Annotated in this window: 23 protein-coding genes, 1 tRNA gene and 1 pseudogene; 18 read left to right on the forward strand and 7 right to left on the reverse strand. The window is 59.3% G+C overall.

Features of this window, described 5'->3' with window-relative positions:
- Positions 1–21: 21 nt before the first annotated feature.
- The 9 genes and pseudogenes from HB780_RS14855 to HB780_RS14895 all read left to right on the forward strand — a co-directional run bounded on the left by HB780_RS14855 (position 22) and on the right by HB780_RS14895 (position 8,330).
- The gene (locus HB780_RS14855) at positions 22–873 is read left to right on the forward strand and encodes a segregation and condensation protein A (protein WP_183693019.1); all 852 of its coding nucleotides are present in this window, start codon (positions 22–24) and stop codon (positions 871–873) included.
- A 35-nt stretch (positions 874–908) separates the two neighbouring features.
- Complete coding sequence (gene scpB, locus HB780_RS14860) at positions 909–1,607, forward strand: SMC-Scp complex subunit ScpB (RefSeq protein ID WP_183693021.1); 699 nt, start codon at positions 909–911, stop codon at positions 1,605–1,607.
- A 250-nt stretch (positions 1,608–1,857) separates the two neighbouring features.
- A pseudogene (locus tag HB780_RS14865) lies at positions 1,858–2,066 on the forward strand (twin-arginine translocase TatA/TatE family subunit).
- A 55-nt stretch (positions 2,067–2,121) separates the two neighbouring features.
- The gene (tatB, locus tag HB780_RS14870) at positions 2,122–2,808 is read left to right on the forward strand and encodes a Sec-independent protein translocase protein TatB (RefSeq protein WP_183693023.1); all 687 of its coding nucleotides are present in this window, start codon (positions 2,122–2,124) and stop codon (positions 2,806–2,808) included.
- The gene (gene tatC, locus HB780_RS14875) at positions 2,805–3,632 is read left to right on the forward strand and encodes a twin-arginine translocase subunit TatC (protein WP_183693025.1); all 828 of its coding nucleotides are present in this window, start codon (positions 2,805–2,807) and stop codon (positions 3,630–3,632) included. Before tatB ends, tatC begins: the two co-directional genes overlap by 4 nt.
- Before the next feature lie 100 nt (positions 3,633–3,732).
- Positions 3,733–5,016: a serine--tRNA ligase gene (serS, locus tag HB780_RS14880; protein WP_183693027.1), complete on the forward strand. Its 1,284-nt coding sequence runs from the start codon at positions 3,733–3,735 to the stop codon at positions 5,014–5,016.
- Positions 5,017–5,032: 16 nt separating this feature from the next.
- Positions 5,033–5,806: a 5'/3'-nucleotidase SurE gene (gene surE / locus HB780_RS14885; protein ID WP_183693029.1), complete on the forward strand. Its 774-nt coding sequence runs from the start codon at positions 5,033–5,035 to the stop codon at positions 5,804–5,806.
- Positions 5,803–6,456, forward strand: a complete 654-nt coding sequence (locus tag HB780_RS14890) for a protein-L-isoaspartate(D-aspartate) O-methyltransferase (RefSeq protein ID WP_183693031.1) — start codon at positions 5,803–5,805, stop codon at positions 6,454–6,456. The genes surE and HB780_RS14890 overlap by 4 nt, the downstream gene beginning before the upstream one ends.
- Before the next feature lie 170 nt (positions 6,457–6,626).
- Positions 6,627–8,330, forward strand: a complete 1,704-nt coding sequence (locus tag HB780_RS14895; protein WP_183693033.1) for a peptidoglycan DD-metalloendopeptidase family protein — start codon at positions 6,627–6,629, stop codon at positions 8,328–8,330.
- 76 nt (positions 8,331–8,406) lie between these two features.
- On the opposite strand, the gene HB780_RS14900 is transcribed toward HB780_RS14895, so the two are convergent.
- Positions 8,407–9,279, reverse strand: a complete 873-nt coding sequence (locus HB780_RS14900; RefSeq protein WP_183693034.1) for an ATP-binding protein — start codon at positions 9,277–9,279, stop codon at positions 8,407–8,409.
- A 206-nt stretch (positions 9,280–9,485) separates the two neighbouring features.
- Here HB780_RS14900 and yajC point away from each other — a divergent pair, with 206 nt between their 5' ends.
- From yajC to HB780_RS14925, 5 genes are all read left to right on the forward strand, one after another.
- The gene (yajC, locus tag HB780_RS14905) at positions 9,486–9,836 is read left to right on the forward strand and encodes a preprotein translocase subunit YajC (RefSeq protein WP_183693036.1); all 351 of its coding nucleotides are present in this window, start codon (positions 9,486–9,488) and stop codon (positions 9,834–9,836) included.
- A gap of 169 nt (positions 9,837–10,005) precedes the next feature.
- Entirely contained in the window at positions 10,006–12,552 is a 2,547-nt protein-coding gene (secDF, locus tag HB780_RS14910) for a protein translocase subunit SecDF (protein ID WP_183693038.1), read from the forward strand.
- Positions 12,553–12,556: 4 nt separating this feature from the next.
- A complete protein-coding gene (locus tag HB780_RS14915) occupies positions 12,557–12,943 on the forward strand; it encodes an Mth938-like domain-containing protein (protein ID WP_183693040.1) in 387 nt (128 codons plus the stop codon).
- An 18-nt stretch (positions 12,944–12,961) separates the two neighbouring features.
- Positions 12,962–13,822, forward strand: a complete 861-nt coding sequence (locus tag HB780_RS14920) for a phytoene/squalene synthase family protein (protein ID WP_183693042.1) — start codon at positions 12,962–12,964, stop codon at positions 13,820–13,822.
- A 78-nt stretch (positions 13,823–13,900) separates the two neighbouring features.
- Complete coding sequence (locus tag HB780_RS14925; RefSeq protein WP_183693044.1) at positions 13,901–14,362, forward strand: hypothetical protein; 462 nt, start codon at positions 13,901–13,903, stop codon at positions 14,360–14,362.
- A 7-nt stretch (positions 14,363–14,369) separates the two neighbouring features.
- Here the strand turns inward: HB780_RS14925 and trmFO are convergent, their stop codons facing one another.
- The 3 genes from trmFO to HB780_RS14940 form a co-directional block, all read right to left on the reverse strand.
- Positions 14,370–15,821, reverse strand: a complete 1,452-nt coding sequence (gene trmFO, locus HB780_RS14930; RefSeq protein ID WP_183693046.1) for a methylenetetrahydrofolate--tRNA-(uracil(54)-C(5))-methyltransferase (FADH(2)-oxidizing) TrmFO — start codon at positions 15,819–15,821, stop codon at positions 14,370–14,372.
- Between the two features lie 113 nt (positions 15,822–15,934).
- Positions 15,935–16,078: a DUF1127 domain-containing protein gene (locus HB780_RS14935; RefSeq protein ID WP_007690982.1), complete on the reverse strand. Its 144-nt coding sequence runs from the start codon at positions 16,076–16,078 to the stop codon at positions 15,935–15,937.
- 301 nt (positions 16,079–16,379) lie between these two features.
- Entirely contained in the window at positions 16,380–16,526 is a 147-nt protein-coding gene (locus HB780_RS14940) for a DUF1127 domain-containing protein (protein ID WP_183693048.1), read from the reverse strand.
- Positions 16,527–17,437: 911 nt separating this feature from the next.
- Here HB780_RS14940 and HB780_RS14945 point away from each other — a divergent pair.
- From HB780_RS14945 to tig, 4 genes are all read left to right on the forward strand, one after another.
- Positions 17,438–18,577 carry a DUF2157 domain-containing protein gene (locus HB780_RS14945; protein ID WP_183693050.1) on the forward strand — a complete coding sequence of 380 codons (1,140 nt, stop codon included), beginning with the start codon at positions 17,438–17,440 and terminating at the stop codon, positions 18,575–18,577.
- Entirely contained in the window at positions 18,574–19,182 is a 609-nt protein-coding gene (locus tag HB780_RS14950) for a GDYXXLXY domain-containing protein (RefSeq protein ID WP_183693052.1), read from the forward strand. Before HB780_RS14945 ends, HB780_RS14950 begins: the two co-directional genes overlap by 4 nt.
- A gap of 144 nt (positions 19,183–19,326) precedes the next feature.
- A tRNA-Leu gene (locus HB780_RS14955) sits at positions 19,327–19,411 on the forward strand.
- Positions 19,412–19,684: 273 nt separating this feature from the next.
- Entirely contained in the window at positions 19,685–21,172 is a 1,488-nt protein-coding gene (gene tig, locus HB780_RS14960; RefSeq protein ID WP_183693054.1) for a trigger factor, read from the forward strand.
- A 151-nt stretch (positions 21,173–21,323) separates the two neighbouring features.
- Here the strand turns inward: tig and HB780_RS14965 are convergent, their stop codons facing one another.
- The 3 genes from HB780_RS14965 to HB780_RS14975 form a co-directional block, all read right to left on the reverse strand.
- Positions 21,324–21,725, reverse strand: a complete 402-nt coding sequence (locus HB780_RS14965) for an endonuclease domain-containing protein (protein WP_183693056.1) — start codon at positions 21,723–21,725, stop codon at positions 21,324–21,326.
- Between the two features lie 98 nt (positions 21,726–21,823).
- A complete protein-coding gene (sthA, locus tag HB780_RS14970; RefSeq protein ID WP_183693058.1) occupies positions 21,824–23,227 on the reverse strand; it encodes a Si-specific NAD(P)(+) transhydrogenase in 1,404 nt (467 codons plus the stop codon).
- Between the two features lie 110 nt (positions 23,228–23,337).
- Positions 23,338–23,934 (reverse strand): dual specificity protein phosphatase family protein, encoded by a 597-nt coding sequence (locus tag HB780_RS14975; protein ID WP_183693060.1) that lies wholly within the window; start codon positions 23,932–23,934, stop codon positions 23,338–23,340.
- Positions 23,935–24,123: the final 189 nt, after the last annotated feature.

The raw sequence follows: 24,123 nt of genomic DNA on the forward strand, positions 1-24,123 counted from the left end.
CATACTCCGGGGATTTGACGGGTGAACAAGGTGAGCGGCACGGAAAAGAGCCAGCAGGCGACAGCGCCGATGGACAAGCTATGGCAGGACGGCAACGGCGAGCGCGGCATGCACGAGCCCACCATGGTCGTGGATATCGCCGGCTTCGAAGGCCCGCTCGACCTGTTGCTGCATCTTGCCCGCAACCAGAAGGTCGATCTGTCGCGCATCTCCGTTCTGGCGCTGGTCGAGCAATATCTGCTGTTCATCGACACGGCCCGTCGCATCCGTATCGAGCTTGCGGCCGATTATCTCGTCATGGCCGCCTGGCTTGCCTATCTCAAGTCGAAGCTGCTCATTCCACAGCAGAGCAAGGAAGACGGCCCGAGCGGCGAGGAGATGGCCGCGACGCTTGCCTTTCGCCTGAAACGCCTCGAAGCCATGCGCGATGCGGCAACTGGCCTCGTCAACCGCAATCGCCTCGGCCGCGACATCTTCGTGCGCGGTGCGCCGGAACATATTCCCGACCGCCGCCGGTCCGCCTATGATGCCAGCCTCTACGATCTTCTGAGCGCCTATGCCGGCCTGCGCCAGCGACAAGCGGTCACGCAGGTAACGATCGAGCGGCGCCAGGTCTGGTCATTGGGCGACGCCCGTACGATCCTCAATCGGATGATCGGCGAGATCACCGACTGGACGGCCCTGGAACACTATCTGCTGCGCTATATGACCAGTCCCAGCGAGCGAGTCACCGCCATCGCCAGTGCTTTCGCCGCCTCGCTGGAACTCGTGCGCGAGGGCAAGCTGGAAATTCGCCAGGAGGGTGCGTTCCAGCCGCTCTATATGCGGCGTGGGCCGAAGCATGATGTCGATGAGCTTGAGGCTGCGGAATAGGTGCGAGCGTGAGCGGTCCTGATAACGATCAGCATATGGATGATGATGTGGCGACGCCAGCGGTGGCGGCTATCGATGAGCGTGCTCTGCGCGAAGCGGAACGCATCGCCGAAGCGCTGGTCTTTGCCTCCGCGCAGCCCGTTTCCGAGGGCTTTATCGCCGAGCGTGTGGCGCAGGGCGCCGATATCAGCTCCATCATGCAGCGGCTGAAAGCCGATTACGCGATGCGGGGCGTCAATCTGATCCAGGTCGATGGCGCCTGGGCCTTTCGCACGGCCGCCGATCTTTCCTTCGTCATTCGCCGTGATGACAACGAGGCCCGGAAACTGTCGCGTGCCGCGTTGGAAGTTCTGGCGATCATCGCCTACCATCAGCCGGTGACCCGCGCCGAGATCGAGGATATCAGAGGCGTGCAGACCTCCAAGGGTACGCTCGACGTGCTGATGGAGGCCGGCTGGGTTCGTTTTCGCGGCCGCAGGCGCACGCCCGGACGGCCCGTGACGCTCGGCACAACAAGGGATTTTCTCGATCATTTCGGCCTTGAAGAATTGCGCGATCTGCCCGGTCTCGAGGAGTTGAAGGGTGCAGGCCTGCTCTCTGGCCGGATCCCCGCCAATTTCAACGTGCCTTCGCCGTTGATGAGCGATGAATTGACCGAGGATGAAGATCCGATCACGCAGATGGATCTTGAGGAGCTCGGCCTCCTGACACCGGGCGGCGCTTCGGACGATTGAACCCGAAATCGGCCCTGTAAGCCCGTTATAGGTGGGCTTGGGGTGTTAAGTTTTTTCCATCCAACAGCGTCAGGTCTCGGTTTTGCCATCAGCGGATGCGAATATGGGCGTCATTCTCCGGGTTTGGAGACGTTTGGCTATTGCATTGGCGCTCGGTATTCCCATAAGCGTCGATGCAGTACATTTTGGTGTTTGAAAAACATTCACAAACGTCTTACATCGGGAAGACACTGAAATCGGAGTTATCGCAATGGGTTCTCTAAGCATATGGCACTGGCTGATTGTTCTGGCCATCGCGCTGTTGTTGTTCGGCCGTGGAAAGATCCCGGAGCTGATGGGTGACGTCGCCAAGGGCATCAAGAGCTTCAAAAAGGCATGAACGACGACGAAGAGACGACGCCGCCGGCGCAGTCGACAACGTCCCGTACCGTCGAACACAAGGCCGACGAATCGAAGTAATCATGTCGGGCGCGTCAGGGGCTGAAACGCTCGCTGTCGGCCCAGGAGCCTTTTTATGTTCGATATAGGCTGGTCCGAGCTGCTGGTTATCGCCGTGGTGGCGCTTGTGGTCATTGGCCCAAAGGAACTGCCGGCGACGCTTAGAACGATCGGCAAGATGACTGCGCGTGCCCGAAAAATGGCGGGCGAGTTTCGTTCGCAGTTCGATGAGGCCATGCGCGAGGCGGATCTGGACGATGTGCGCCAGACGATCTCCGACGCTCAGAAGCTCAACCCGGTCAATTCGTTGCGTGAGGCAATGAACCCGCTGCGGCAGATGGGTAACGATATCAAGGCGGATTTGCAGCGTTCGACGACGTCGGACAAGCCTGCCGCCACATCGACCCCCGCCGAACCGGTTTCGGAGCCGTCCATGGGACTGCCGGAAACGCCGTCGGTTGCCTCTGCGATAAGCGGGGCGCCTCCGGTCGTTGCGCCGGCACCGGTTGCCGTTACCCAGGAAACACCTACAAAGCCGAAGGCCGTACGTAAGTCGCCGGCAAAGACACCGGCCAAGACGGATGAGGTGGCTGCTGCGGTGGCCGCAACGCCGGTCGTTGCGGAAAAGCCGAAGCGTGCGCCGCGCAAGGTCGTCGTAGTTGCCACCGAGGCTCCCGTTGCCGCGGCTCCCAAAAAGCGTGTAACGGCGGCCAAGACAACACCGGTCGCCAAAACAGCGTCTAAAACGAAGGACAAGGCATGACGGGTGATATTGACGATAAGCCGCAGCCGCTTATCGAACACCTCATGGAACTGCGCACGCGGCTGATCTGGTCGCTTGTGACGTTCTTCATCGCCTTCATTGCTTGCTTCGCCGTTGCCAAGCATCTCTTCAACTATCTGGTCTATCCCTACAAATGGGCCGTTGTCTGGGCGCATCTCGATGTCTCTAAGGCCGAGCTGATCTATACCGCACCGCAAGAGTTCTTCTTCACGCAGGTGAAGGTCGCTATGTTCGGCGCGCTGGTCATCGCTTTCCCGGTCATCGCCGCGCAGATCTATAAGTTCGTGGCGCCCGGCCTTTACAAGAACGAGCGTGGCGCCTTCCTGCCGTTCCTGGTTGCATCGCCCGTTCTGTTCCTGTTGGGCGCGGGGCTGGTTTATTTCTTCTTCGCTCCCATGGTCATGTGGTTCTTCCTGAAGATGCAGCAGGTGCCGGCTGACGGTCAGATCGGCATTGCGCTGCTGCCGAAGGTCTCGGAATATCTGAGCCTGATCATGACACTGGTCTTCTCCTTCGGCCTCGTCTTCCAGTTGCCGGTCATCACCACGCTGCTTGCGCGCGTCGGCCTGTTGACGTCGGCGTGGCTGGCGGAAAAGCGCAAATTCGCAATCGTCCTGGCCTTCATCGTCGCCGCCGTGCTGACACCGCCGGATCCGATGTCCCAGATCGGCCTTGCAGTGCCGACGATCCTTCTCTACGAGATTTCCATCTATGCGGCGCGACTCGTGGAACGCCAGCGTGCCCGGCAGACGTCTGAGGAAAATGACGAGAAGTCCGATGTCACCAAGACGGATAGTGTCTGAGCGACGGGTCGGAAACGTCCTTCCATAAGGGTTTGCCAATTCGATCTCCGACCGAACTCTCGGTCGGAGCTATAGTCATGTGTAACGACCTGGAACGACGATGCTTGATATCAAATGGATTCGTGAGAATGCCGAGGTTTTGGATGCAGCGCTTGCCAAGCGCGGTGCCGAGCCTTTGTCGCAAGGCCTCATCGCGCTCGATGAAAAGCGCCGCTCCATCATCCAGTCCGTTCAGGATATGCAGTCCCGCCGCAACGCCGCCTCGAAGGAGATCGGTGCTGCTCTGGGGCAAAAGAACACCGAACTTGCCGAGAGACTGAAGGGCGAAGTCGCCGAGATCAAGGCGTCGCTTCCGGCTGCGGAAGAGGAAGAGCGCGTGCTAACCGCCGAGCTCAACGACGCGCTGTCGCGCATTCCCAATATTCCGCTCGATGACGTGCCGGTCGGCAAGGACGAAGATGACAATGTCGTCAAGCATTCCTGGGGCGCTAAGCCGACCTGGAATCACAAGCCGAAAGAGCATTACGAAATCGGCGAAGCACTCGGCTACATGGATTTCGAACGGGCTACCAAGCTTTCTGGTTCGCGCTTCACCGTGTTGACCTCGCAGCTCGCGCGTCTGGAACGGGCCCTCGGCCAGTTCATGCTCGACCTGCATACCAGCGAGCATGGCTATACCGAAGTCAGCTCGCCGTTGATGGTGCGTGACGAGGCGATGTTCGGCACCGGCCAATTGCCGAAATTTGCCGAGGACCTGTTCAGGACCACGGATGGCCGCTGGCTGATCCCGACCGCCGAAGTGACGCTCACCAATCTCGTCGCCGGCGACATCCTCGACCAGGAGAAGCTGCCGCTGCGCTTCACCGCGCTGACCCCATCTTTCCGCTCGGAAGCGGGTTCCGCCGGCCGCGATACGCGCGGCATGCTGCGCCAGCACCAGTTCTGGAAATGCGAGCTCGTGTCGATCACTGATGCCGAAAGCTCGATTGCCGAACATGAGCGTATGACCGCTTGCGCCGAAGAAGTACTGAAGCGCCTCGGCCTTCATTATCGCGTCATGACACTGTCGACCGGCGATCTGGGTTTCGGTGCCCGTAAGACCTACGACCTTGAAGTCTGGCTGCCGGGGCAGGATACCTATCGCGAGATATCTTCCTGCTCGGTCTGTGGCGATTTCCAGGGTCGGCGCATGAATGCGCGCTATCGCGGCAAGGACGATAAGGGCACGAAATTCGTGCACACGCTCAACGGCTCCGGCACGGCGGTTGGCCGCTGCCTGATCGCCGTCCTTGAGAATTATCTGAACGACGACGGCTCGGTCACTGTCCCGGACGCACTGCTGCCATATATGGGTGGTGTGAAGAGGATCGAAAAAGCAGCATAAGACTGGCGGTGGGGCAATGCGGATACTTCTGACCAATGACGACGGCATTCATGCCGAAGGGCTGGCAGCGTTGGAGCGTATCGCCCGTACCATGTCGGACGATGTCTGGATTGTCGCGCCGGAGACGGATCAGAGCGGGCTTGCTCATTCGCTGAGCCTTTCCGAGCCGCTGCGTCTGCGCAAAATCTCCGACAAGCACTATGCGCTGCGTGGCACGCCGACGGATTGCGTCATCATGGGCATCCGCCAGGTCATGGACATCAAGCCGGACCTGATCCTGTCGGGTGTCAACTCGGGCTCCAATGTCGCCGATGACGTCACCTATTCGGGAACGATTGCCGGTGCGATCGAGGGCACGTTGCAAGGCGTGCGCTCCTTTGCCCTGAGCCAGGCCTATGTGCATGAGAATGGCACACGCATTGTTCCCTGGGAGGTGGTCGAGGCGCATGCCCCAGCGCTCCTCGGCAAGCTTATCGATATCGATCTACCGGATGGCACTTTCCTCAATTTGAATTTCCCGAACTGCCGACCGGACGAAGTCTCCGGAACCGAGGTTACGGCGCAAGGTAATCTCGCCTTCAATCTACAGGTCGATGAGCGCGCCGACGGACGCGGCTTTCCCTATTACTGGCTGCGCTTCGGCGAGCGCAGCGGCATATTTCGCCCCGGCACGGATATCCACGCGCTGAAACAAAATCGTATTTCGGTAACTCCTTTGAAACTCGATTTGACGGATTATTCGGTGCAAGACCGCGTGGCGCGGGCGCTTGGGCATGGAGTAGCGGATTGACACCTCGTTTGGTCGAGAAGGAAAGCTTCGCAGCCGTTGTGCTGCGGCTGCGGGCCGAAGGCATACTGGACATTGATCTGATGACGGCCGTCGAACAGACGCCGCGCCTGCCGTTCGTGCCGCTGCAATTTACCGATGATGCCTATTCCAGCCGGACGATTCCGATCGAATGCGGTGCCTTCATGGAAGGCATCGATCTCGTGGTCCGTATTCTGCACGGCCTGAAGATCAAGCCGGGCCATCGCGTTCTCGAAATCGGAACCGGCAGCGGCTTCACCGCCGCCGTCATGAGCCGCATTGTCGAGCGGGTTCTGACGATTGACCGCTACAAGACCCTGACGACGGCCGCGCAGCAGCGCATGGATGCGCTCGGCCTGCGCAACGTCATCATCCGCCAGGCGGATGGCAGCGTCGGTCTGCCGGGCGAGGGCACCTTCGACCGTATCCTGGTGACGTCGGCTTTCACGACCATGCCGCGTTTCTATGCCGATCAATTGGTATCCGGCGGATCGATGATCGCGCCGCTGATGCTTTCGGACGATGTCTGCCGCATGGTGCGTCTCACCAAGACCGGCAGCCGCTTCGAGCGCGAGGAACTTTTCGACGTTCCTTATCAGCCAATCGTGCCGATGCTCGCCTCTTATCTTTAAGACCAAATTTGGATCGAAACGCCCGGCGCATTCCGCATGCGTGACGGATTCGTTTCCTATGGTTAGCAATTCCTCAAAAAAACACATGCGGTGCCAGTGCTTTAACCGCATGGTAAGATTAACGCGCTTTAATCGACCCATAAACAGTTGCGTCTCAAGTGGGTCGAGTCATGAGTTTCAGTCTTTCGTCAAACTTCGGTAAATCGGCAGGGAAAGTCCTTGTGGCAGTTCTCCTGGCGAGCACAGCGACAGCTTGCAGTTCAGACACGACGCGCTTCGGCGGGCTCTTCGCGGGCTCGCCGGATCGGACGACGACAGGTTCCATCAATCGCGGTGGGTCGGGCAGCTTGGATAGTAATACCGTACCGAGGGCAGATGTTGCCCAGGGTGGTGGCGATCAGCAGCAGGATTATTCGCAGCAGAGCGCGCCGGCCGCGCGAACCTATCCGAATTCTCCATCCGGTTATAATCCTTCCTATTCCAGTGCCCGCGTATCGACCGCTCCGGTCGCGATCCAGCGTTCCGATCTGGCGGCCCCGACGGCTTCCGCAGCCCCGGCCCGTTCGCGCGGAATGTCCAATTCCGAAGATCAGGCGCTTGCGCAGCCTCTGCCGGCGTCGCGTGGCAGGCAGGCGGCTTCCCGAGTGGAACCGGCTTTGGCCTCGGATTCGGCGTCGAATGGTACGCTGAAGGCACCTTCCGCTTCGACGAATTCTTCCGGCTGGACGACGGTCAATGCGCCGAGCGTTACCCTGCAGCAGGGCGAAAACATCGATCTCCTGTCGCGTCGTTACGGTGTTCCGGCAAAGGAAATCCTGCGCGCCAACGGCTTGAGAAACAGCGCCGGCGCCCAGCCCGGCCAGCAGATCATTATTCCAACCATGAACGGCGCAGGGGGTTCCAGCCCGGCGAAGGTTGCGTCGGAAGCGACCGATCTTTCCAGGGGCGGCAAGATGCCGGGTCCGGCCAAGGCTCCCGAGCAGGACGCCGCCGTGCTGCCGTCCAACGGCCAGTTACGCGGCAAGTCGCAGGCCGGCCTCGCCGATCCGAACAAGCTCGCCGCCGGCAACGGCAAGGGTCCGCTGCCGAAGGGCAACGGTACCTATGTCGTCAAGCCGGGCGACTCGCTCGCCAGGATTGCCCGTAACACCGGCGTCAGCGTCGATGAATTGAAGCAGGCGAACCGCATGCAGTCGGGTGAGGGCGTCCGCGTTGGTCAGGCCCTGAAGCTGCCGCATGGCGCCACCGCTGGTGCCGACCCGATCAGGACCGCCTCCATCGAGCCGCAGAAGTCTGCCGCGAAGGAGGTTGCCGAACAGAAGCCAGTCGTCGAAGCCGCTGTTAAGCCGGTAACGAAGGCCAGCGCCAAGGTCGCTCCCGCCGATGCGGCGCCGGATTCCACCAAGCCGCAGGCAGTCGCAAATGCTGCGCCGACACAGTCCGTCGGCGACGCCGCGACCAAGTCCGACGTCTCCGCCGACGCGCCGGAAGCAACCGGCATCGGCAAATATCGCTGGCCGGTCCGTGGCGCGGTCATTGCTAGCTATGGTTCCAACGTCAACGGCAGCCGCAACGACGGTATCGACATCTCGGTTCCTGAGGGAACACCGATCAAGGCTGCCGAGAACGGCGTCGTCATTTATGCCGGCAACGGCCTGAAGGAGCTCGGTAACACCGTTCTTGTACGCCACGACGACGGCACGGTCACCGTCTACGGCCACGCCGATGCTCTCAGCGTCGCCCGCGGCCAGAAGGTCCAGCGCGGCCAGACGCTCGCCACCTCTGGTATGAGCGGCGACGTCAAGCAGCCGCAGCTTCACTTCGAAGTTCGCAAGAATTCGGCCCCGGTCAACCCAATGACCTTCCTTGAATAGGTAGTGCGTCTCAAGAGGTCTGCAAAAAGCCCGGTCACCGCCGGGCTTTTTGTCGTTTGAGGATTGGAGGCGTCGGTCAGTCCCGTTCGAGCACGATCCTTTGCCGTCCGGCCAGATCCTGAATATATTGCCAGGCCACGCGCCCGGAGCGGGCGCCACGGGTGGTCGCCCATTCCAGCGCTTCATGGTGCATCTGGGCGCGGTCAAGGCTGAGCTTGAAGTGATCGGCATAGGCATCGATCATCTGCAGATAGTCTTCCTGGCTACATTTGTGGAAACCGAGCCAGAGGCCGAAGCGGTCGGAAAGGGAAACCTTTTCCTCGACGGCTTCCGAGGGGTTGATGGCCGTCGATTGCTCGTTCTCCATCATGTTGCGCGGAAGCAGGTGGCGGCGGTTGGACGTGGCGTAGAACAGCACATTGTCCGGTCGCCCTTCAATGCCACCATCAAGCGCCGCTTTCAGAGACTTGTAAGCGGTATCGTCATGGTCGAAGGAGAGGTCGTCACAGAAGAGGATGATGCGGTGCGGCACGGCCTTCAGGATATCGAGCAGCACGGGCAGCGAGGAGATATCCTCGCGATGCACTTCGATCAGCTTCAGCGAAATGCCGGTGGCGCGGCGCACGTCCTCGTGCACGGCCTTGACGAGCGAGGATTTGCCCATGCCGCGCGCGCCCCAGAGCAATACGTTGTTGGCGGCGAAGCCTTCGGCGAAGCGCAGCGTATTCTCGTGGAGGATGTCGCGCACATGATCGACGCCGCGAATGAGGGTAAGCGCCACGCGGTTCGGCCGGGAAACCGGTTGTAAATGTAGCCGGGTAGGGGCCCAGACGAAGCAGTCGGCGGCGCTCCAGTCGTTGACGGCCGGCGGTGGGCCTGCCAGACGTTCGAGCGCGTCGGCAAGACGGCGGACTTCCGCAAGGATCAGGGCGTTTTGGTTTTCGGTCACCGTTTTTCCTCCAGAATTTTAGACAAGAAGATCGTAAAATACGCCTTGTCTTGTCGGGTATCATGCTCCTTGCAGGGCTGAAAGGCTAAGAGGCCGGGAAAACGGTACGGCTTGCGGCTGTTTTTGTTGCAATCGCTATGATCGCAACTATATTCCGGCCACCTGACGCGGGGCCCGTTCCCGCAAGGAGTTCAAGGGAGTTTTTGATGTTTGTCACCAACGCATATGCGCAGAGCGCAACAGATTCAGCCGCGAGCATCTTCGGCGGTTCCGGCTTTGAAATGATCATCCTGTTTGTGCCGCTGATGGTCGTTTGGTATTTCCTTCTCATCCGTCCGCAGCGCGCGCAGGCGAAGAAGCGTGACGAAGTTTTGAAGAACATTCGCCGCGGCGATCAGGTCGTCACGGGCGGCGGCATCGTTGGCAAGGTCACGAAGGTTGTCGACGATAAGGAACTGGAAGTAGAAATCGCCGAGGGCGTCAAAATCCGCGTCGTCCGCAGCGCTATTTCGGAAGTGCGCGTCAAGGGCGAACCCGTCAAGGCAGACGCTGCATAAGGTCTTGATGAGAGGGCAAGCCTATAAAGCTTGCCCTCATCGTGCATGGCTCCGAAAATCGGAATCGACTTTCGGGCGGGATTATGCGCAAATTCAAAGTGTTACTGCGTCCTTTGCATGCCTCAGCGCATGCGGGGCGCAGTAAGAAAAGACCAAACTCGAGAGAGCGATGCTGCACGTCTCCTGGTGGAAGACCGTCCTGATCTGGTTCGCCGTTCTCTTGAGCGTTCTCCTTGCCGTGCCGAATCTGCTTGGTGATCAGCGTCTCGCTTCTTTTCCGGCCTGGTTTGCACAACGAAAGGTCGAGCTCGGGCTCGATCTCAAGGGCGGCTCGCATATCATGCTCAAGATCGAGCGTGACGATGTTGTAAGGAACCGGTTGGAGACTGTCGTCGGCGACATCAGCGCGAGATTGCGCACGGTCAATATTCCTTATTCCGGTCTGACGGGCACTGGTCAGAAAATCCAGTTGCGTATCAACGACCCTGCCCAGGTGCAGTCCGCCGTCAATGCCCTGAAGCCGATCACCGAGGCTGATTCCGGCAAGCAGGAAGCAACCCTGTCGCAGGGCGACAATGGTGCGCTTACCATTGATATCACCGACGCGGGCATCAATGACGGTCTTTCCGCCGCTATGACCCGGTCGCTCAAGATTATCAGCAATCGCATCGCGCAACTCGACGTTGGCGAGCCGTTGATCCGCCGGCAGGGCGCTGACCGTATTGTGATCCAGGTGCCGGGTCTTGCCGATCCGCAGCGCCTGAAGAACCTGTTGAACCAGCCCGCCGAACTCAGTCTCCGTCTGGTCGATTCATCGATGCCGGTGCAGGACGCCATGAATGGCCGCCCGCCCGCAGGTTCCGAGGTGCTGTTTTCCGAGGACGATCCGCCGGCCGGCTATCTTCTGCAGAAACAGCCGCTTCTTTCGAGTATCGACTTTGCCAACGCCGCAGCGGTTTCGAATGCCCAGAACAACGATGGCACTGTCTCCGTCCAGCTGACGCCAGAGGCGACCAGCCGTTTCGCGCAGGTAACGGCCGCCAATCTCGGCAAAGTCATCGCCGTCGTGCTTGACGGCCAGGTCATTTCATCAGCTTCGCTGAAAAACGCGATCACCACCGGTGATATCAATATCCCCGGCGACTTCACGGCACAGGGCGCGCAGGATCTGTCCGTCATGCTGAAGTCAGGGCCGCTGCCGGCGACGCTGACGACTGTCGAGGAACGGACCATCGAGCCTGGTCTCGGTAGCGAGACCAGGCGATCCGCCATCATCGCCTGCGTCATTGCCGCTATTTTCGTTGCGGCGCTGATGATCGGCTTCTATGGGCTGCTTGGCGTCGCCGCGACAATTGCGCTGATCATCAACCTCATCATGGTTCTGGCGGTCATGGGAGTGTTTGGCATCACGCTGACGCTGCCGGGCATCGCCGCCATCGTGCTGATCATCGGCATCGCGCTCGACGCTAATGTGTTGATCTATGAGCGCGTCCGGGAAGAAGAGAAGAAGACGCATCTTCTTGTCGACGCGCTGCGCCACGGTTTCAACAGGGCAGTGTCCACTGTTGCGGATGCCAACTTCACCGTGCTCATGATCGCCGCCATCCTGTTCTACGTCAGCAGCGGCGCGGTGCGTGGCTTTGCCGCGACGCTGATCGTTGGTGTTTTCACGACCTTCTTTACCGCCTGTTTCGTCACGCGGTCGCTCGTCCATGCCTGGATTTCGCATCGCAAGCCGCGTGTGCTGTTGGTCGGCGTTCGCAGCGGCATTTTCGATGGCGCCAATATCCGCTTCATGGGCATCCGCCGCTATACGTTCACGGTATCTGCGGCGTTGTCGGTGGCGACCTTGCTTGCTTTTGCAGCGGTCGGCATGCATCTCGGCATTGATTTTACCGGTGGATCGATCATCGAGGTTCGCGCCAAGCAGGGCGTTGCCGACCCAGCCGATATCCAATCGCGTTTGCAGCAGGTAATCCCGGGCGATGTTCAGGTCGAACGGCTGGATGACCGATTGGGGGCCATGATCCGGGTGCATGCGCAGGACGGCGGCGAGAATGCCGAACAATCTGCTGTGACCCTCGTTCGCGACGAGCTGAGCAAGGATTACGATTTTTCCCGTGTTGAAGTGGTCGGCCCCTCCGTTTCCGGTGAGATCACCAGGACGGCTTCTCTTGCCGTTCTGGCGGCGCTGGTGGCGATCCTTATCTACATCTGGCTGCGGTTCGAATGGCAGTTCGCAGTCGGCGCGATCATCGCGACGTTGCATGATGTGATCCTGACGCTCGGCCTTTTCGTGCTGACTGGCATGGAATTCAACATGACCGGTATCGCAGCACTTCTGACCATCGTCGGCTACTCGCTGAACGACACGGTCGTGGTCTATGACCGCATGCGCGAGAATCTCAGGCGTTATTCGCAGATGCCATTGCCGATCCTGATCGATGCGTCGATCAATCAGACGCTGTCGCGCACAGTCCTAACATCGGCGACGACGTTGTTGGCGCTGCTCGCGCTCTATATATTCGGCGGCGAGGTGATCCGCTCCTTCACCTTCGTTCTGCTCTTCGGCGTTGCGGTCGGCACTTTCTCGTCGATCTATATTGCGGCACCGGTCCTGATCGTCTTCAAGTTGCGCCCGGATAAATTCCAGGCTGGCGGCGAAAACAAGGGACAGGCAGGTAGCGACATGCAATCAGAAAAACCAGCGGTGTGACAGAGTGGCAAAAGGTATAGAAATACGAAGCGCGCATTTTCCGGGCCGCGCGCCGATTGAGGCTTACGGCAATGGTGGTTTTCGCTTTGCCGACATGTCGCATCGCGGCTCGTTGCTTTGCCTGCCCTCCGGCATCTATGGTTGGGACATGACGATGGAAGATGCGCTGACGCCGGCGAATTTTCAGAGGGTACTCGAGGAGGCTACCCAGATCGAGGTGCTTCTGGTCGGCACGGGCACTGAGTTGCGGCCGCTGCCGGCGGAACTGAAGGCGGCGTTACGCGCCAAGCAGATTTCCTCCGATCCGATGAGCACGGGGGCGGCGGTGCGCACATTCAACATCATGTTGGCCGAGTCGCGCGCTGTGGCCGCGGCGCTGATCGCTGTTTGACGAGAGATCGGGCCGAGCATGACGACAGACGCTGCGCCTCGTAGCAATCAGGATATTTGCCTGGTGACGCTTCGCGACACTGATCGTGATCGCTATCTCGCCTGCCTCCTGGCGCCGGAGGACAAACGTGGTGCTCTCGCAGCACTCTATGCCTTTAACGCCGAACTGGCGCGGATTCGCGATCTCGTGCACGAGCCGCTGCCGGGCGAGGTGCGCATGCAATATTGGCGCGATTTGCTTGAAGGGCAGGCGCATGGGTCGAGCGCGGCCAATCCGGTCGCCGCTGAACTTCTTGCAACGATCGAACAATACCGCCTGCCAACGCAGACGCTGATCGACATGATCGATGCGCGCATTTTCGACCTCTACGACGATCCGATGGAGACGCGTGGCACGCTGGAGGGCTATGCCGGCGAGACTGCATCGGCGCTGATCCAGCTTGCGAGCCTGGTGCTATCGCCTCAAGACGCCCGGCGCTCCGCCGATGCCGCCGGCCATGCTGGTGTTGCACAGGCGATTGCCGGACAGTTGTTGTTGATGCCGCTGCATCGCCGACGCGGCCAGCTTTATCTGCCGCTGGAAATCCTGACGGCCACCGGTCTCGACCGCGACACGTTTCTGGCGGGTGAAGACAAGGTGCGGATATCGGCGGCCATCGAGGCTTTCGCCGGTCTGGGACGCGAGCATTTGGCGAAGGCGCGGGCCGCAGGCCCTATAGCGCCTTTGGTGTTTCCAGCCTTTCTGCCGGTAGTCCTGGCTGAACCGGTGCTGAAGCGGGCACAAAAGCTGGGCGCCAAATTGTTCGATCAGCCCTTCCAGTCGTCGCAATGGCGCCGGCAGATGCGCATGGCGCTGGCCTCCATAACGAAGAAAATCTGAAATCGACCAAGTTCGCGCAAGTCTCGAGGTTTATGGAGATTGCCGAATTGTCGCCCGTATTCCTCTGGAGGAGCCGCCATGGGCATTATCGTCTGGTGCACACTCTTTGCGATCGTCGTCTTCTTTGCCTTCTTTATCGCGCGCATGACGTCGCAGAATAAGGAAGACGGTTTACACGACACCGGTCTTGCCATTCTTGAATTCGGACGCGCCTTTCCGACGGAAGCGATCCGGCAATTGCAGACGACGGCGAATGGCCAGGCGGTGTTCGTGCGCCTGCATGACGACAAGGCCGGCTTCATGCGGAGCTTGCGCAATCACTATAGCGTTCATCTGATCGAGCCGGGTAGGGCGCGCGCCAAGGATTCGGGGACCGGCCATGGTTTGACGATCGATTTCCTTGACGCGCCCCATCACAACGGCACGTTTGAGTTCTCGACGCCTGCCGAGGCGGCCGAAGTCTCACTCTGGCTGCTTGGCAATTATATTGCGAGTGAAGATCTCAAGCCATCGGCAACGATGCCGACGGCAAAGGCTTGAGAAGGTCTTAGGCACTCTCGGCGACGACTGGCGACTGGAAGACCGGTGCTTCAACGCCCAGCCATGCCGCGCAATCCGTAAGCGCCCGCTTGGCGATCAGTTGCCGCTTCATGATCGTCTTGTCCTTACCGCGAAAGCGCTTGACGCCTTCCGGCTTGACGATAGAATCCGGTTCCAGCTCCGGAAATAGCCCGAAATTGACGTTCATCGGCTGGAAGGAGCGCTTGCCCGGCTCTTCGTCGGAGACGATATGACCGCCGGTGATATGGTTGAGCAGCGACCCCAGCGCCGTTGTGGCTGGCGGCACGGATGGTGCCTCGCCCTTGCGCTCAGCGGCAGCGAAGCGACCGGCGAGCAGGCCGATGCTTGCGCTCTCGACATAGCCCTCGCAGCCGGTTATCTGGCCGGCAAAACGCAGGCCCGGCCGCGATTTCAGCGTCAGGGAGTGGTCGAGCAGGGTCGGTGAATTGATATAGGTATTGCGGTGCAGGCCTCCGAGCCGTGCGAATTCGGCATTCTCCAGGCCGGGGATCAGTCGGAAGATCTCAGCTTGCGCGCCATATTTCAGCTTCGTCTGGAAGCCGACCATGTTGTAGAGTGTGCCGAGCGCATTGTCCTGGCGGAGTTGTACGACAGCATAGGCCTTGACGGTCGGATTATGGGCATTGGTCAGTCCCATCGGCTTCATCGGCCCGTGGCGCAGCGTCTCGCGTCCGCGCTCGGCCATGACCTCGATCGGCAGGCAGCCGTCGAAATAGGGCGTGCCTTCCCATTCCTTGAAACCAACGCCATCGCCGGCGATCAACGCATCAAGGAAGGCATTGTATTGGGTTTCGTCCATCGGGCAGTTGATATAGTCCTTACCGGTGCCACCCGGCCCGACCTTGTCGTAACGGGACTGATACCAGCAGATATCCATATTGATGCTGTCGCGATAGACGATCGGCGCGATGGCGTCGAAAAAGGCTAGCGCATCAGCGCCGGTCTCAGTCTGAATGGCGCTGGCAAGGCCAGGTGCCGTCAGCGGGCCAGTGGCGATGATCGCCTGGTCCCATTCGCTGGGCGGCAAACCCTCTATTTCCTCACGCACCACGGTGATCAGCGGATGACTTTCGACCGTCCGCGTGACCGCCGCCGCAAATCCGTCGCGGTCCACCGCCAACGCACCGCCAGCCGGAACCTGGTGCTTGTCGGCGCAGGCCATGATCAGCGAACCGGCCAGGCGCATTTCCGCATGGATGACGCCGACTGCATTGCTAGTCGCGTCGTCGGAGCGGAAGGAGTTGGAGCAGACGAGTTCCGCCAGATCGTCGGTCTTGTGCGCCTCGGTGCCGCGTACACCACGCATTTCATGGAGGATGACTGGTACGCCGGCGCTGGCGATTTGCCACGCGGCTTCAGAGCCGGCAAGGCCGCCGCCGATTACGTGGATGGGAGAAAAGGAGCTGGTCTTTGTCATGGGCGCGTCATTATCACGGGCAGGCCGATGATCCAATTGCTTTACGCAGGTCCTGGAATCAAAAACGGCGCCGAAAGGCGCCGTCTTGAGGCAGTCCGTTCAGTCCGTTTCGATTAACGGAAAGAACGCGAAGCAATGTTGCGGATTTCGTAACGGCTAACGCCGATATCCGACAGGGTCTGGCTGGAAAGGTTGCCGAGCTCGTTCAGAGTGCGGCGGTAGCTGATCCAGTTCTTAGCAATACGAATCGGGTTCATGATCTTGTCCTCAAGTAGTCAGTTGCGAGCGGCGCGATTGCCGCCTCAGCGCTTGAGATACATATATACATAAGGACGCTGATTTTGCAGTGCGAATTAAAAGCATCTGCTATGCGTTTGTGCAATGTGACGCCTAAAAAGCCATCATCGCCTAAATTTTATCCGACATGCGCGTGGCGAATGGCTTGGAAGCAGCCTGCTTGTTGTGCAGGTGCGAATAGCGCGCAAAAAAGAACGCCCGTCGCGGTGTCCGCAACGGGCGTTGTGAGGCTGTCGCTGTTGGGCGAAGCCAGTCCGGCGATTAGCGGCCGGTGGCTTCGCGAGCTACGCGATGGATGTCAGAACGGTCGATGCCGAGGTCGTGCAGTTCGCGGGTGCTCATGCGGCCAAGTTCGGTAACGGTCTGACGATACTTGCGCCAGTTATTGAAAGAGCGGCTCAGGTTCATTGTAATTCCCTTTCGAGGATTTGGAGATCTAGCGGTTCCGCGATTGGTTCCAGCCTCGATCTAATGGATTTAAATATATTGTTGCGGTGCGAAAACTAAAAGAGCGAATGCTTCATGCCACCTATGCATAAAACGCAATACTCGCAGGTGTTTTGCCTAAGATGATGGCTGCTTTATGTGCACATCACGGCGGCGTGATGATGGCTCCTGGAGCGTTTATTCAGCCGAATATAAGTACTTACGCCCAGGCGTCGAGCAATTGCCCGGATATTGTCTGCGTCTTGCCACGATTCTTGCGTTCTTTCGAACTGCATTGTGTGGAAGAGATCGCTGATGGCGGGCTGAAGAAAAACCTGGCCTCGTGCGGCCCCCGCGCCAACTTGTCTTGCCTGAGCGCGTTCTAAACCGCTGCGCAGGCAAGAATCGCTGATTCTAAGGCGACTAAACGATTTAATCGGAGGATAAAAAATAACGCCCACCGCGGGAGGAGGATGCGGTGGGCGTCATTTGTGGTGATTGACGACTGGGAGGAGGAGTGTCGTCAATCTATCGGAGCGCACTGGGAGGAGGAGTGTGCGGCCCCGAATTCTGTATGGGGAAATCATTCCCCAGGCTCTTTCCAGCTTTCGCCGAAGCGGCGCGCCACCGCCGTCCTTGAGAGGTATAAATAGTATGACTTTTGAATTTTGTGCAACGCAATAATATCATGGGAGGTATGTTGGGTGCGCATGCCTTTGGAAGGCTTTTCCACGCCACCCCGCACTATGGCGAATGGAGTCTTAATTCTGCGTGAATATGATGCGGCTCGCCGCCATTTCCTTATGGCCCCGTATATGGGTGAACGGCCTCGATTGCATTCCATTATTGGATGGGACACGTTGAGGTAAGGGAATCGCAGTCGGGAGCGCGCAATGTATCGGGGTAGGCTAGAGCGTGATCTGAAGATCTGGGTCGAAAAGGGGCTGGTGGGAGCGCCAGCAGCCTCGGCTATCCTCAACGAATATGACAGCAGGCCCGCAAGCTTCAGCGTCGGTCGCGTGCTAACCGTCATGGCGGCGCTGCTGGTCGGTGCCGCCATCCTGCTCTTCGTCGCTTCGAATTGGGAAGAGATTCCAAGGATCATCCGGCTCCTTGGTCTCGTCGCGCTCATCTGGGCCTTTTATCTTGGCGGCGCCTATCTGTTGACGCGCGGACGCTCGATTGTTGCGTCGGCATTGCTGATTATCGGGACGATGACGTTCGGCGGCGCCATGTCACTGGTCGGCCAGATGTACAATATATCCGGCGATGAGCTGACGATGATGATCGTCTGGTTCGCAGCCGCAGCCATTGCGGCGGCATTGTTTCGTTCGGCCGCGCAGGTGGCACTTGCCGGTTTCCTGGCCTGGGGCTTTTGCGGCTTCTATCTCTGGGGACACTCCGACGAGTGGTACGGCGTCATGCCTTGGGTGCCGCCGGTTATGGCGGCGGTCGTGATCGCTCTCGTTCGATATGTCGATGCGCCCCAGGTACGGCATCTCGCTTATCTCATGCTTGTCGGCTGGCTGACATGGATTTTCGCGCAATATGAGAGCTTGCACGCTGCCATGCTGCTGGCCGCCGCCGGCTTAATTGCCTTCCTGGCGATCAGTCTTCCGGTTTCGCCGCTGGCGCGGATCGCCCGGAGTGCCGGTGCGGCGCCTGCCTTCTACGCATTCCTCGTCGCTGCCATCGGCCTCCTCGCAATCCACGGGGAAATTGCCTACGGGCTTTTTGCGAATGACATCTGGGTTCAAAACAAGCTGCCGCTCGTCGTGCTGGCCTTCGCAGCGCTGGCAAGCGCGGTCGTTGCGATCATTCTCAGTGGCCGCGACAATGGCGCTGTGCGTTATCTCGCCTATTTGGTCTTCGCCTGCGAAATCCTCTATCTCGCCAGCGAAACAGTCGGCTCGATCATCGGAACATCGGGCTTCTTCCTGATCAGCGGCGTGCTGGTCGCGATTGCCGCCTGGCTGGTTATCCAGTTGGAGCGGCGATTTTCCCATGGTGACGCGCAGGGGGACAAGGCATGACGTTGCTCGCTGATACGAACTCCGCCGGAGGCAATTTTGCGCGACGCATGTGGATCGCCGCGATCATCGTCGCTGCCCTGCAGACGGCCGTGCTCGGCTATATGGTCGGCGAACGGGCCTGGGGCCTGAGAAGCGGTGTCGAGGTGCTACTGAAAACGGCGCCTGTCGATCCACGCGACCTGCTTCGCGGCGACTATGTGACGCTCAACTATGATATTTCCCGCGTGCCGGTATCGACCCTGGTCGGGGGTGCGCCGACGGAGGGTTTATCGGGGCAGGTGTTATCCGTGCGTCTGAAGAAGCAGGACGACGGCTATTGGGGCATTGCCGAATCGTCTTTTGGCTCCCTGGGGCCGAAGCCGGATACGGTGGTGCTGAAAAGCGAGCCCTTCGACTACTATTTCTCCTCTACACCTCAGGACACGATCTGGGTCACTTATGGCATCGAGCGCTATTATGTGCCCGAAGGCGATGGCCATGACATCGAGGATGCGCGCAACGAACACCGTGTCGCGATTGCCGCCCGCGTCGCGGCCAATGGTCAGGCGCATATCAGAAGCCTGCTTCTCGACGGCAAATCGCTGTATGAAGAGCCGCTTTATTGATCGACTTGCACTATAAAACCGAACAACCTCTGCGGACGGTCGTGGAACCGTCATTTTTCCTTTGCGTGGTTTAAAACGGGTGTTATAGAGACGCCGCGCTCCGGAAGGCCCCATAAGCAGGCATTGCCATGCGGTTTTGGGAACGCGGGTATGGTGAAATTGGTAGACACGCCAGATTTAGGTTCTGGTGCCGCAAGGCGTGGGAGTTCAAGTCTCTCTACCCGCACCAAGGCTGCCTTGTGGACGGGAGAGGCTTATCGCCTGTCTCCTGGCCCGCTGTTGGTAGCGCCATTCTGCCTGGAACATCCCGTTTTCAAATTGAAAGCGGATAAGATGTTTCGGATTCAAAGAGGTAGAGCGGCCTTTGCGCGTTCGTTCGAACGCGCGGTGCTCTAGCAGAATGACAATGAATTGCATCCAAGCCACGCTCGGGATTTTCCGGCGTCGTGCTCATCGTAACGAACGGCTGTCTGGGCACGGCCGCCAGAATGAAGGTAGGACAATGCAGGTTATCGAAACGCTCGCTGAAGGGCTGAAGCGCGAAATCAAGGTGGTCATCTCCGCCAAGGACATGGAAGGCCGCATGAACGAGCGCCTGGCCGAGGTCAAGGACAAGGTCCGTATCAACGGCTTCCGTCCAGGCAAGGTACCTTTTACGCACCTGAAGAAGGTCTATGGCAAGTCGATCATGGCCGACCTCGTCAACGAGATCGTTCGCGACCAGCCGCCGGCAATTCTGACCGAGCGCGGCGAAAAGTCGGCCACGCAGCCGGAAGTCGCCATGACCGAAGACAAGGACGAGGCTGAAAAGATCCTCGCCGCTGAGGCCGATTTCGAATTCACGCTCTCCTACGAAGTCATCCCGGCGATCGAACTGAAGTCGGTCAAGGGCGTCAAGATCACGCGCGAAGTTGCCGAGATCGGCGAAGACGAAGTCACCGAGCAGATCCTGAAGATCGCTGAAAGCGCTCGCAGCTACGAGGAAAAGAAGGGCAAGGCCGCCGACGGCGACCGCGTCACCATCGACTACCTCGGCAAGGTTGACGGCGTAGCCTTCGACGGCGGCAAGGACGAAGACTCTCAGCTGGTTATCGGCTCGAACCGCTTCATCCCAGGCTTCGAAGAGCAGCTCGTCGGCGTCAAGGCTGGCGATGAAAAGGTCATCACCGTGACGTTCCCGGCTGAATATCCGGCCAAGAACCTCGCCGGCAAGGAAGCCACCTTCGACATCACCGTCAAGGAAGTCGCAGCTCCGGGCGAAGTCGAAATCAACGACGAACTCGCCTCCAAGCTCGGCCTCGAATCGGCTGACCGCCTGAAGGAAATCGTCCGCGGCCAGATCGAAAGCCAGTACGGCTCGGTTACCCGTCAGAAGGTCAAGCGTCAGATCCTCGACCAGCTCGACGAGATGTATCAGTTCGACACGCCGCAGAAGCTGGTTGATGCCGAATTCGCCAGCATCTGGCGCCAGATCCAGACTGACCTCGCCGAATCGGGCAAGACCTTCGAAGACGAAGACACGACGGAAGAAAAGGCTCGCGAAGAGTACCGCAAGCTGGCTGAACGCCGCGTTCGCCTCGGCCTCGTTCTCTCCGAAATCGGCGAAAAGGCCGGCGTTGAAGTCAGCGAAGACGAACTGCAGCGCGCGCTCTACGCTCAGCTCCAGCAGTTCCCGGGCCAGGAAAAGGAAATCCTGGACTTCTTCCGCAACACGCCTGGCGCTTCCGCCAACCTGCGCGCGCCGATCTTCGAAGAAAAGGTCATCGACCACCTGCTGACCGAAGTCGACGTCACCGACAAGACCGTTTCCAAGGAAGCGCTTCTGGCTGACGACGAATCCGAAGACAAGCCGGCTGCAAAGAAGGCTGCTCCGAAGAAAAAGCCTGCCAAGGCCGAAGCAACGGAAGCCGCTGCTGAAGGCGAAGAAGCTGCCGCTCCGAAAAAGAAGGCTGCTCCGAAGAAGAAGGCTGCTGAAGACAGCGCCGAGTAATCAGGCAGTTTTTCGAAATCATTTAAGGCCCTGCCGTTCGCGGTGGGGCCTTTTTCGTTGGGTTGATAAGGGAAAAGAAAAACTCCCTCTCTCCGTAAGACGGGGAGAGGGTTGGGGTGAGGGGCTTAGGGGTATCCGCGAAAACTGAAGCCTAAGATCTCGGCGCGGGTGCGAAGCGCAGATCAGACGTTTCAACCGCGTCGACAAGGCGGCCATCGCAAATCGCAAGAATAGTCGCCAAAATCGATGGAGTTATCCTCAACACGTCGACATCCTTAAACCGGATAACGGACCAGCCTTCGCTATTCATAAAGGCATCACGTCGGCGATCCCGGGAGTTGTTGACGTGCGATGCGCCATCAACTTCGACCACGAGGAGCCCTTCACGGCAGGCAAAATCGGCAAAGTAAGGCCCTACGGGATACTGCCGGACAAACTTCAAGCCGTTCAAACGGCGGTCGCGCAATTCGGACCATAGCTTTGCTTCCGCGTCATTATCTGATTGGCGCAGAATACGGGCTCGTTGTGTTGTTTCTGATTTAGGACCACGCAATTGACTGTCCCCGTGAACGGCCCCTCACCCTAACCCTCTCCCCGTTTTACGGGGAGAGGGGACTATTCCGCAATTGCCGGGATCACCCGCAAAACCCCTCAAAGCTCCGACTTGATGTCACCCATGCGGTTCCACGCATCCAGACCCGCGATTTTGTAAGCTTCGGCGAGCGTCGGATAGTTGAAGGTATTTTCGACGAAATATTCGACCGTGCCTTTGAGGTTCAGCACGGCCTGGCCGATATGGACGAGTTCGGTCGCCCCTTCGCCGACGATATGGACGCCGAGCAGGCGGCGGGTCTTTAGTGAGAAAATCATCTTTAAGAGGCCAGTGTCGAGGCCCATGATATGGCCGCGGGACGTCTCGCGGAAACGAGCGATGCCGCATTCATAGGGAATGTGGCGTTCCTTGACCTCTTCCTCGGAGAGGCCACAGGTGGAGATTTCCGGTACGGCGTAGATGCCATAGGGGAAGTATTTCGGCGGCTCCTTGGCGATGGCGCCGACGGCGACGCGGGCAGCGATACGGCCCTGTTCCATCGAGGTGGAAGCAAGGCTCGGGAAGCCCACGACGTCGCCGGCGGCGAAGATATGGGGAACCTTGGTGGCAAAGGTTTCGGGATTGACGCTGAGGCGGCCGCGACTGTCGGCCTCAAGCCCGGCGGCGGCGAGGTTCAGCGTGTCGGTGGCGCCCATGCGGCCGGCGGCAAACAGCACCATGTCGGTGACGAGGCGTCGGCCATTGTCGAGCGTCAATTCCACCTTGCCGTCCTGGTGGACGACCTTTTCGGCCTTCTGCCCCAGCAGCAGCTTCATGTTGCGGTCGCGAAGCTGGTAGATGAAATCCTCGACAATCTCCTTGTCGATGAAGTCGAGCATGGTCGACTTCGGATCGATCAGCGTCACCTGTGTGTCGAGCGCGCTGAAGATCGTCGCATATTCGATGCCGATGACGCCAGCGCCGATGACGACCATCGAGCGGGGCAGTGTCTCAATCTCCAGCAACTCGTCGCTGTCGAGAACAGTCTTGCCGTCGAAGGGCATGTAGTCCGGCCGGAATGGCTTGGTGCCGACCGCGAGCAGGATGCTGGTGCCGGAGACATGAATGATTTCGCCATCGTCCTTGACGACCTGCATCGTCTGGGGATCGATGAAGCTCGCCTTGCCGCGGATATGCTGGACGCGATTGCGGGCGAACTGATGCTCCAGCACCTCAACTTCATGATCCAGCGTGATCAGCAGGCGGCGGCGCAGGTCCTCGGCGCTGATCTCCTGCTTGACCCGATAGGCGCGGCCATAGAAGCCGCGCTCGCGCCAGCCGGAGAGGTTGAGGGCGGTCTCGCGCAGTGTCTTGGACGGAATGGTGCCGGTGTGAACGGAAACACCGCCCACACGCTTGCCCTGTTCGATCACAAGAACCTTCTTGCCGAGCTTGGCGGCCTGAATGGCGCCTCTGCGGCCGGCAGGGCCACTGCCCACGACGAGGAGATCGAATTGGTCCATCGGGAAGCCTCGGATGTTTGATTACGGAATCAATGTCGCAATGCAACATGCTGTCCGTCAACCGGTAGCTGCTCAATGTTACAGATTATCTAACGGGAAAGGTCCGATACTCAGGAGTTTGAAAGGCCGAGCCACGGCTCCAGCTTTTCAAACGTCCGATCCATCGCATAGGCACGGGTGAAGGAAAACGGCAGGTGCCCGTAAATGATCGACATCTGGTCCTCCGCAATCGCTTCGCCGGTCTTGGCAATCGCGGCGAGATAGAGGGCTGAAGCCAGTCCGGTGCGGTCTGAACCCGCCTGGCAGTGGATCAATAACGGCTTCGGTGCATCACGCATGATCTCGACCAGTTGGGCGGCCTGAGCTTGCGTCAGCTCATGCCCGGAGGACATGCGGAAATCGATATGATCGATATTCAGTTCCTTGGCCTGGGCGACTTCGCTGTCATACCAGGCGTGGCCGGTATTATTGCCGCGCAGGTTGATGATGGTCTTGATGCCATATTGCTTCTGCAATTCGGCGATCGTTGCCGCTGACGGTTGGGAAGAGCGATAGACCTGACCCGCGATGACCGGATGGAAGTTCGTCGTCCAGAGCATATGGGCATAGAAGCCGCTGGCGATCAGCGCAAAGGGGGCAGTTGTGAGCAGCGCACCGCGACCGATACGGCGCAAGCGACGAAAGAGCGGCGATGGGGTCTTCGGCATGTAGTCTCCGGGAGCGTTCAACCAGGAATGACAAGGCGCAATCAAAACAACGGCTTCCTTCGGCAGTCACGCCGATGTCGAAGCATCGTCCTTTTGTCAGATCATCCTGACGCCTACCTGAAAAATGAAAACGGAGATCGCGGAGAATAGACGGAATAATTCGTCGGCATCCGGCGGCACTATTCGCGC

The sequence above is a fragment of the Rhizobium lusitanum genome (assembly GCF_014189535.1).
Classification (GTDB): domain Bacteria; phylum Pseudomonadota; class Alphaproteobacteria; order Rhizobiales; family Rhizobiaceae; genus Rhizobium; species Rhizobium lusitanum_C.

Bases quoted from the DNA above. Each gene is read 5' to 3' on its own strand.
- yajC (WP_183693036.1), top strand. From the start codon at position 9,486: ATGTTTGTCACCAACGCATATGCGCAGAGCGCAACAGATTCAGCCGCG.
- HB780_RS14895 (WP_183693033.1), top strand. From the start codon at position 6,627: ATGAGTTTCAGTCTTTCGTCAAACTTCGGTAAATCGGCAGGGAAAGTC.
- HB780_RS14920 (WP_183693042.1), top strand. From the start codon at position 12,962: ATGACGACAGACGCTGCGCCTCGTAGCAATCAGGATATTTGCCTGGTG.
- tig (WP_183693054.1), top strand. From the start codon at position 19,685: ATGCAGGTTATCGAAACGCTCGCTGAAGGGCTGAAGCGCGAAATCAAG.
- HB780_RS14925 (WP_183693044.1), top strand. From the start codon at position 13,901: ATGGGCATTATCGTCTGGTGCACACTCTTTGCGATCGTCGTCTTCTTT.
- tatC (WP_183693025.1), top strand. From the start codon at position 2,805: ATGACGGGTGATATTGACGATAAGCCGCAGCCGCTTATCGAACACCTC.
- HB780_RS14945 (WP_183693050.1), top strand. From the start codon at position 17,438: ATGTATCGGGGTAGGCTAGAGCGTGATCTGAAGATCTGGGTCGAAAAG.
- HB780_RS14975 (WP_183693060.1), bottom strand. From the start codon at position 23,934: ATGCCGAAGACCCCATCGCCGCTCTTTCGTCGCTTGCGCCGTATCGGT.
- trmFO (WP_183693046.1), bottom strand. From the start codon at position 15,821: ATGACAAAGACCAGCTCCTTTTCTCCCATCCACGTAATCGGCGGCGGC.
- tatB (WP_183693023.1), top strand. From the start codon at position 2,122: ATGTTCGATATAGGCTGGTCCGAGCTGCTGGTTATCGCCGTGGTGGCG.
- scpB (WP_183693021.1), top strand. From the start codon at position 909: ATGGATGATGATGTGGCGACGCCAGCGGTGGCGGCTATCGATGAGCGT.
- surE (WP_183693029.1), top strand. From the start codon at position 5,033: ATGCGGATACTTCTGACCAATGACGACGGCATTCATGCCGAAGGGCTG.
- secDF (WP_183693038.1), top strand. From the start codon at position 10,006: ATGCTGCACGTCTCCTGGTGGAAGACCGTCCTGATCTGGTTCGCCGTT.
- HB780_RS14950 (WP_183693052.1), top strand. From the start codon at position 18,574: ATGACGTTGCTCGCTGATACGAACTCCGCCGGAGGCAATTTTGCGCGA.
- HB780_RS14935 (WP_007690982.1), bottom strand. From the start codon at position 16,078: ATGAACCCGATTCGTATTGCTAAGAACTGGATCAGCTACCGCCGCACT.
- serS (WP_183693027.1), top strand. From the start codon at position 3,733: ATGCTTGATATCAAATGGATTCGTGAGAATGCCGAGGTTTTGGATGCA.
- sthA (WP_183693058.1), bottom strand. From the start codon at position 23,227: ATGGACCAATTCGATCTCCTCGTCGTGGGCAGTGGCCCTGCCGGCCGC.
- HB780_RS14940 (WP_183693048.1), bottom strand. From the start codon at position 16,526: ATGAACCTGAGCCGCTCTTTCAATAACTGGCGCAAGTATCGTCAGACC.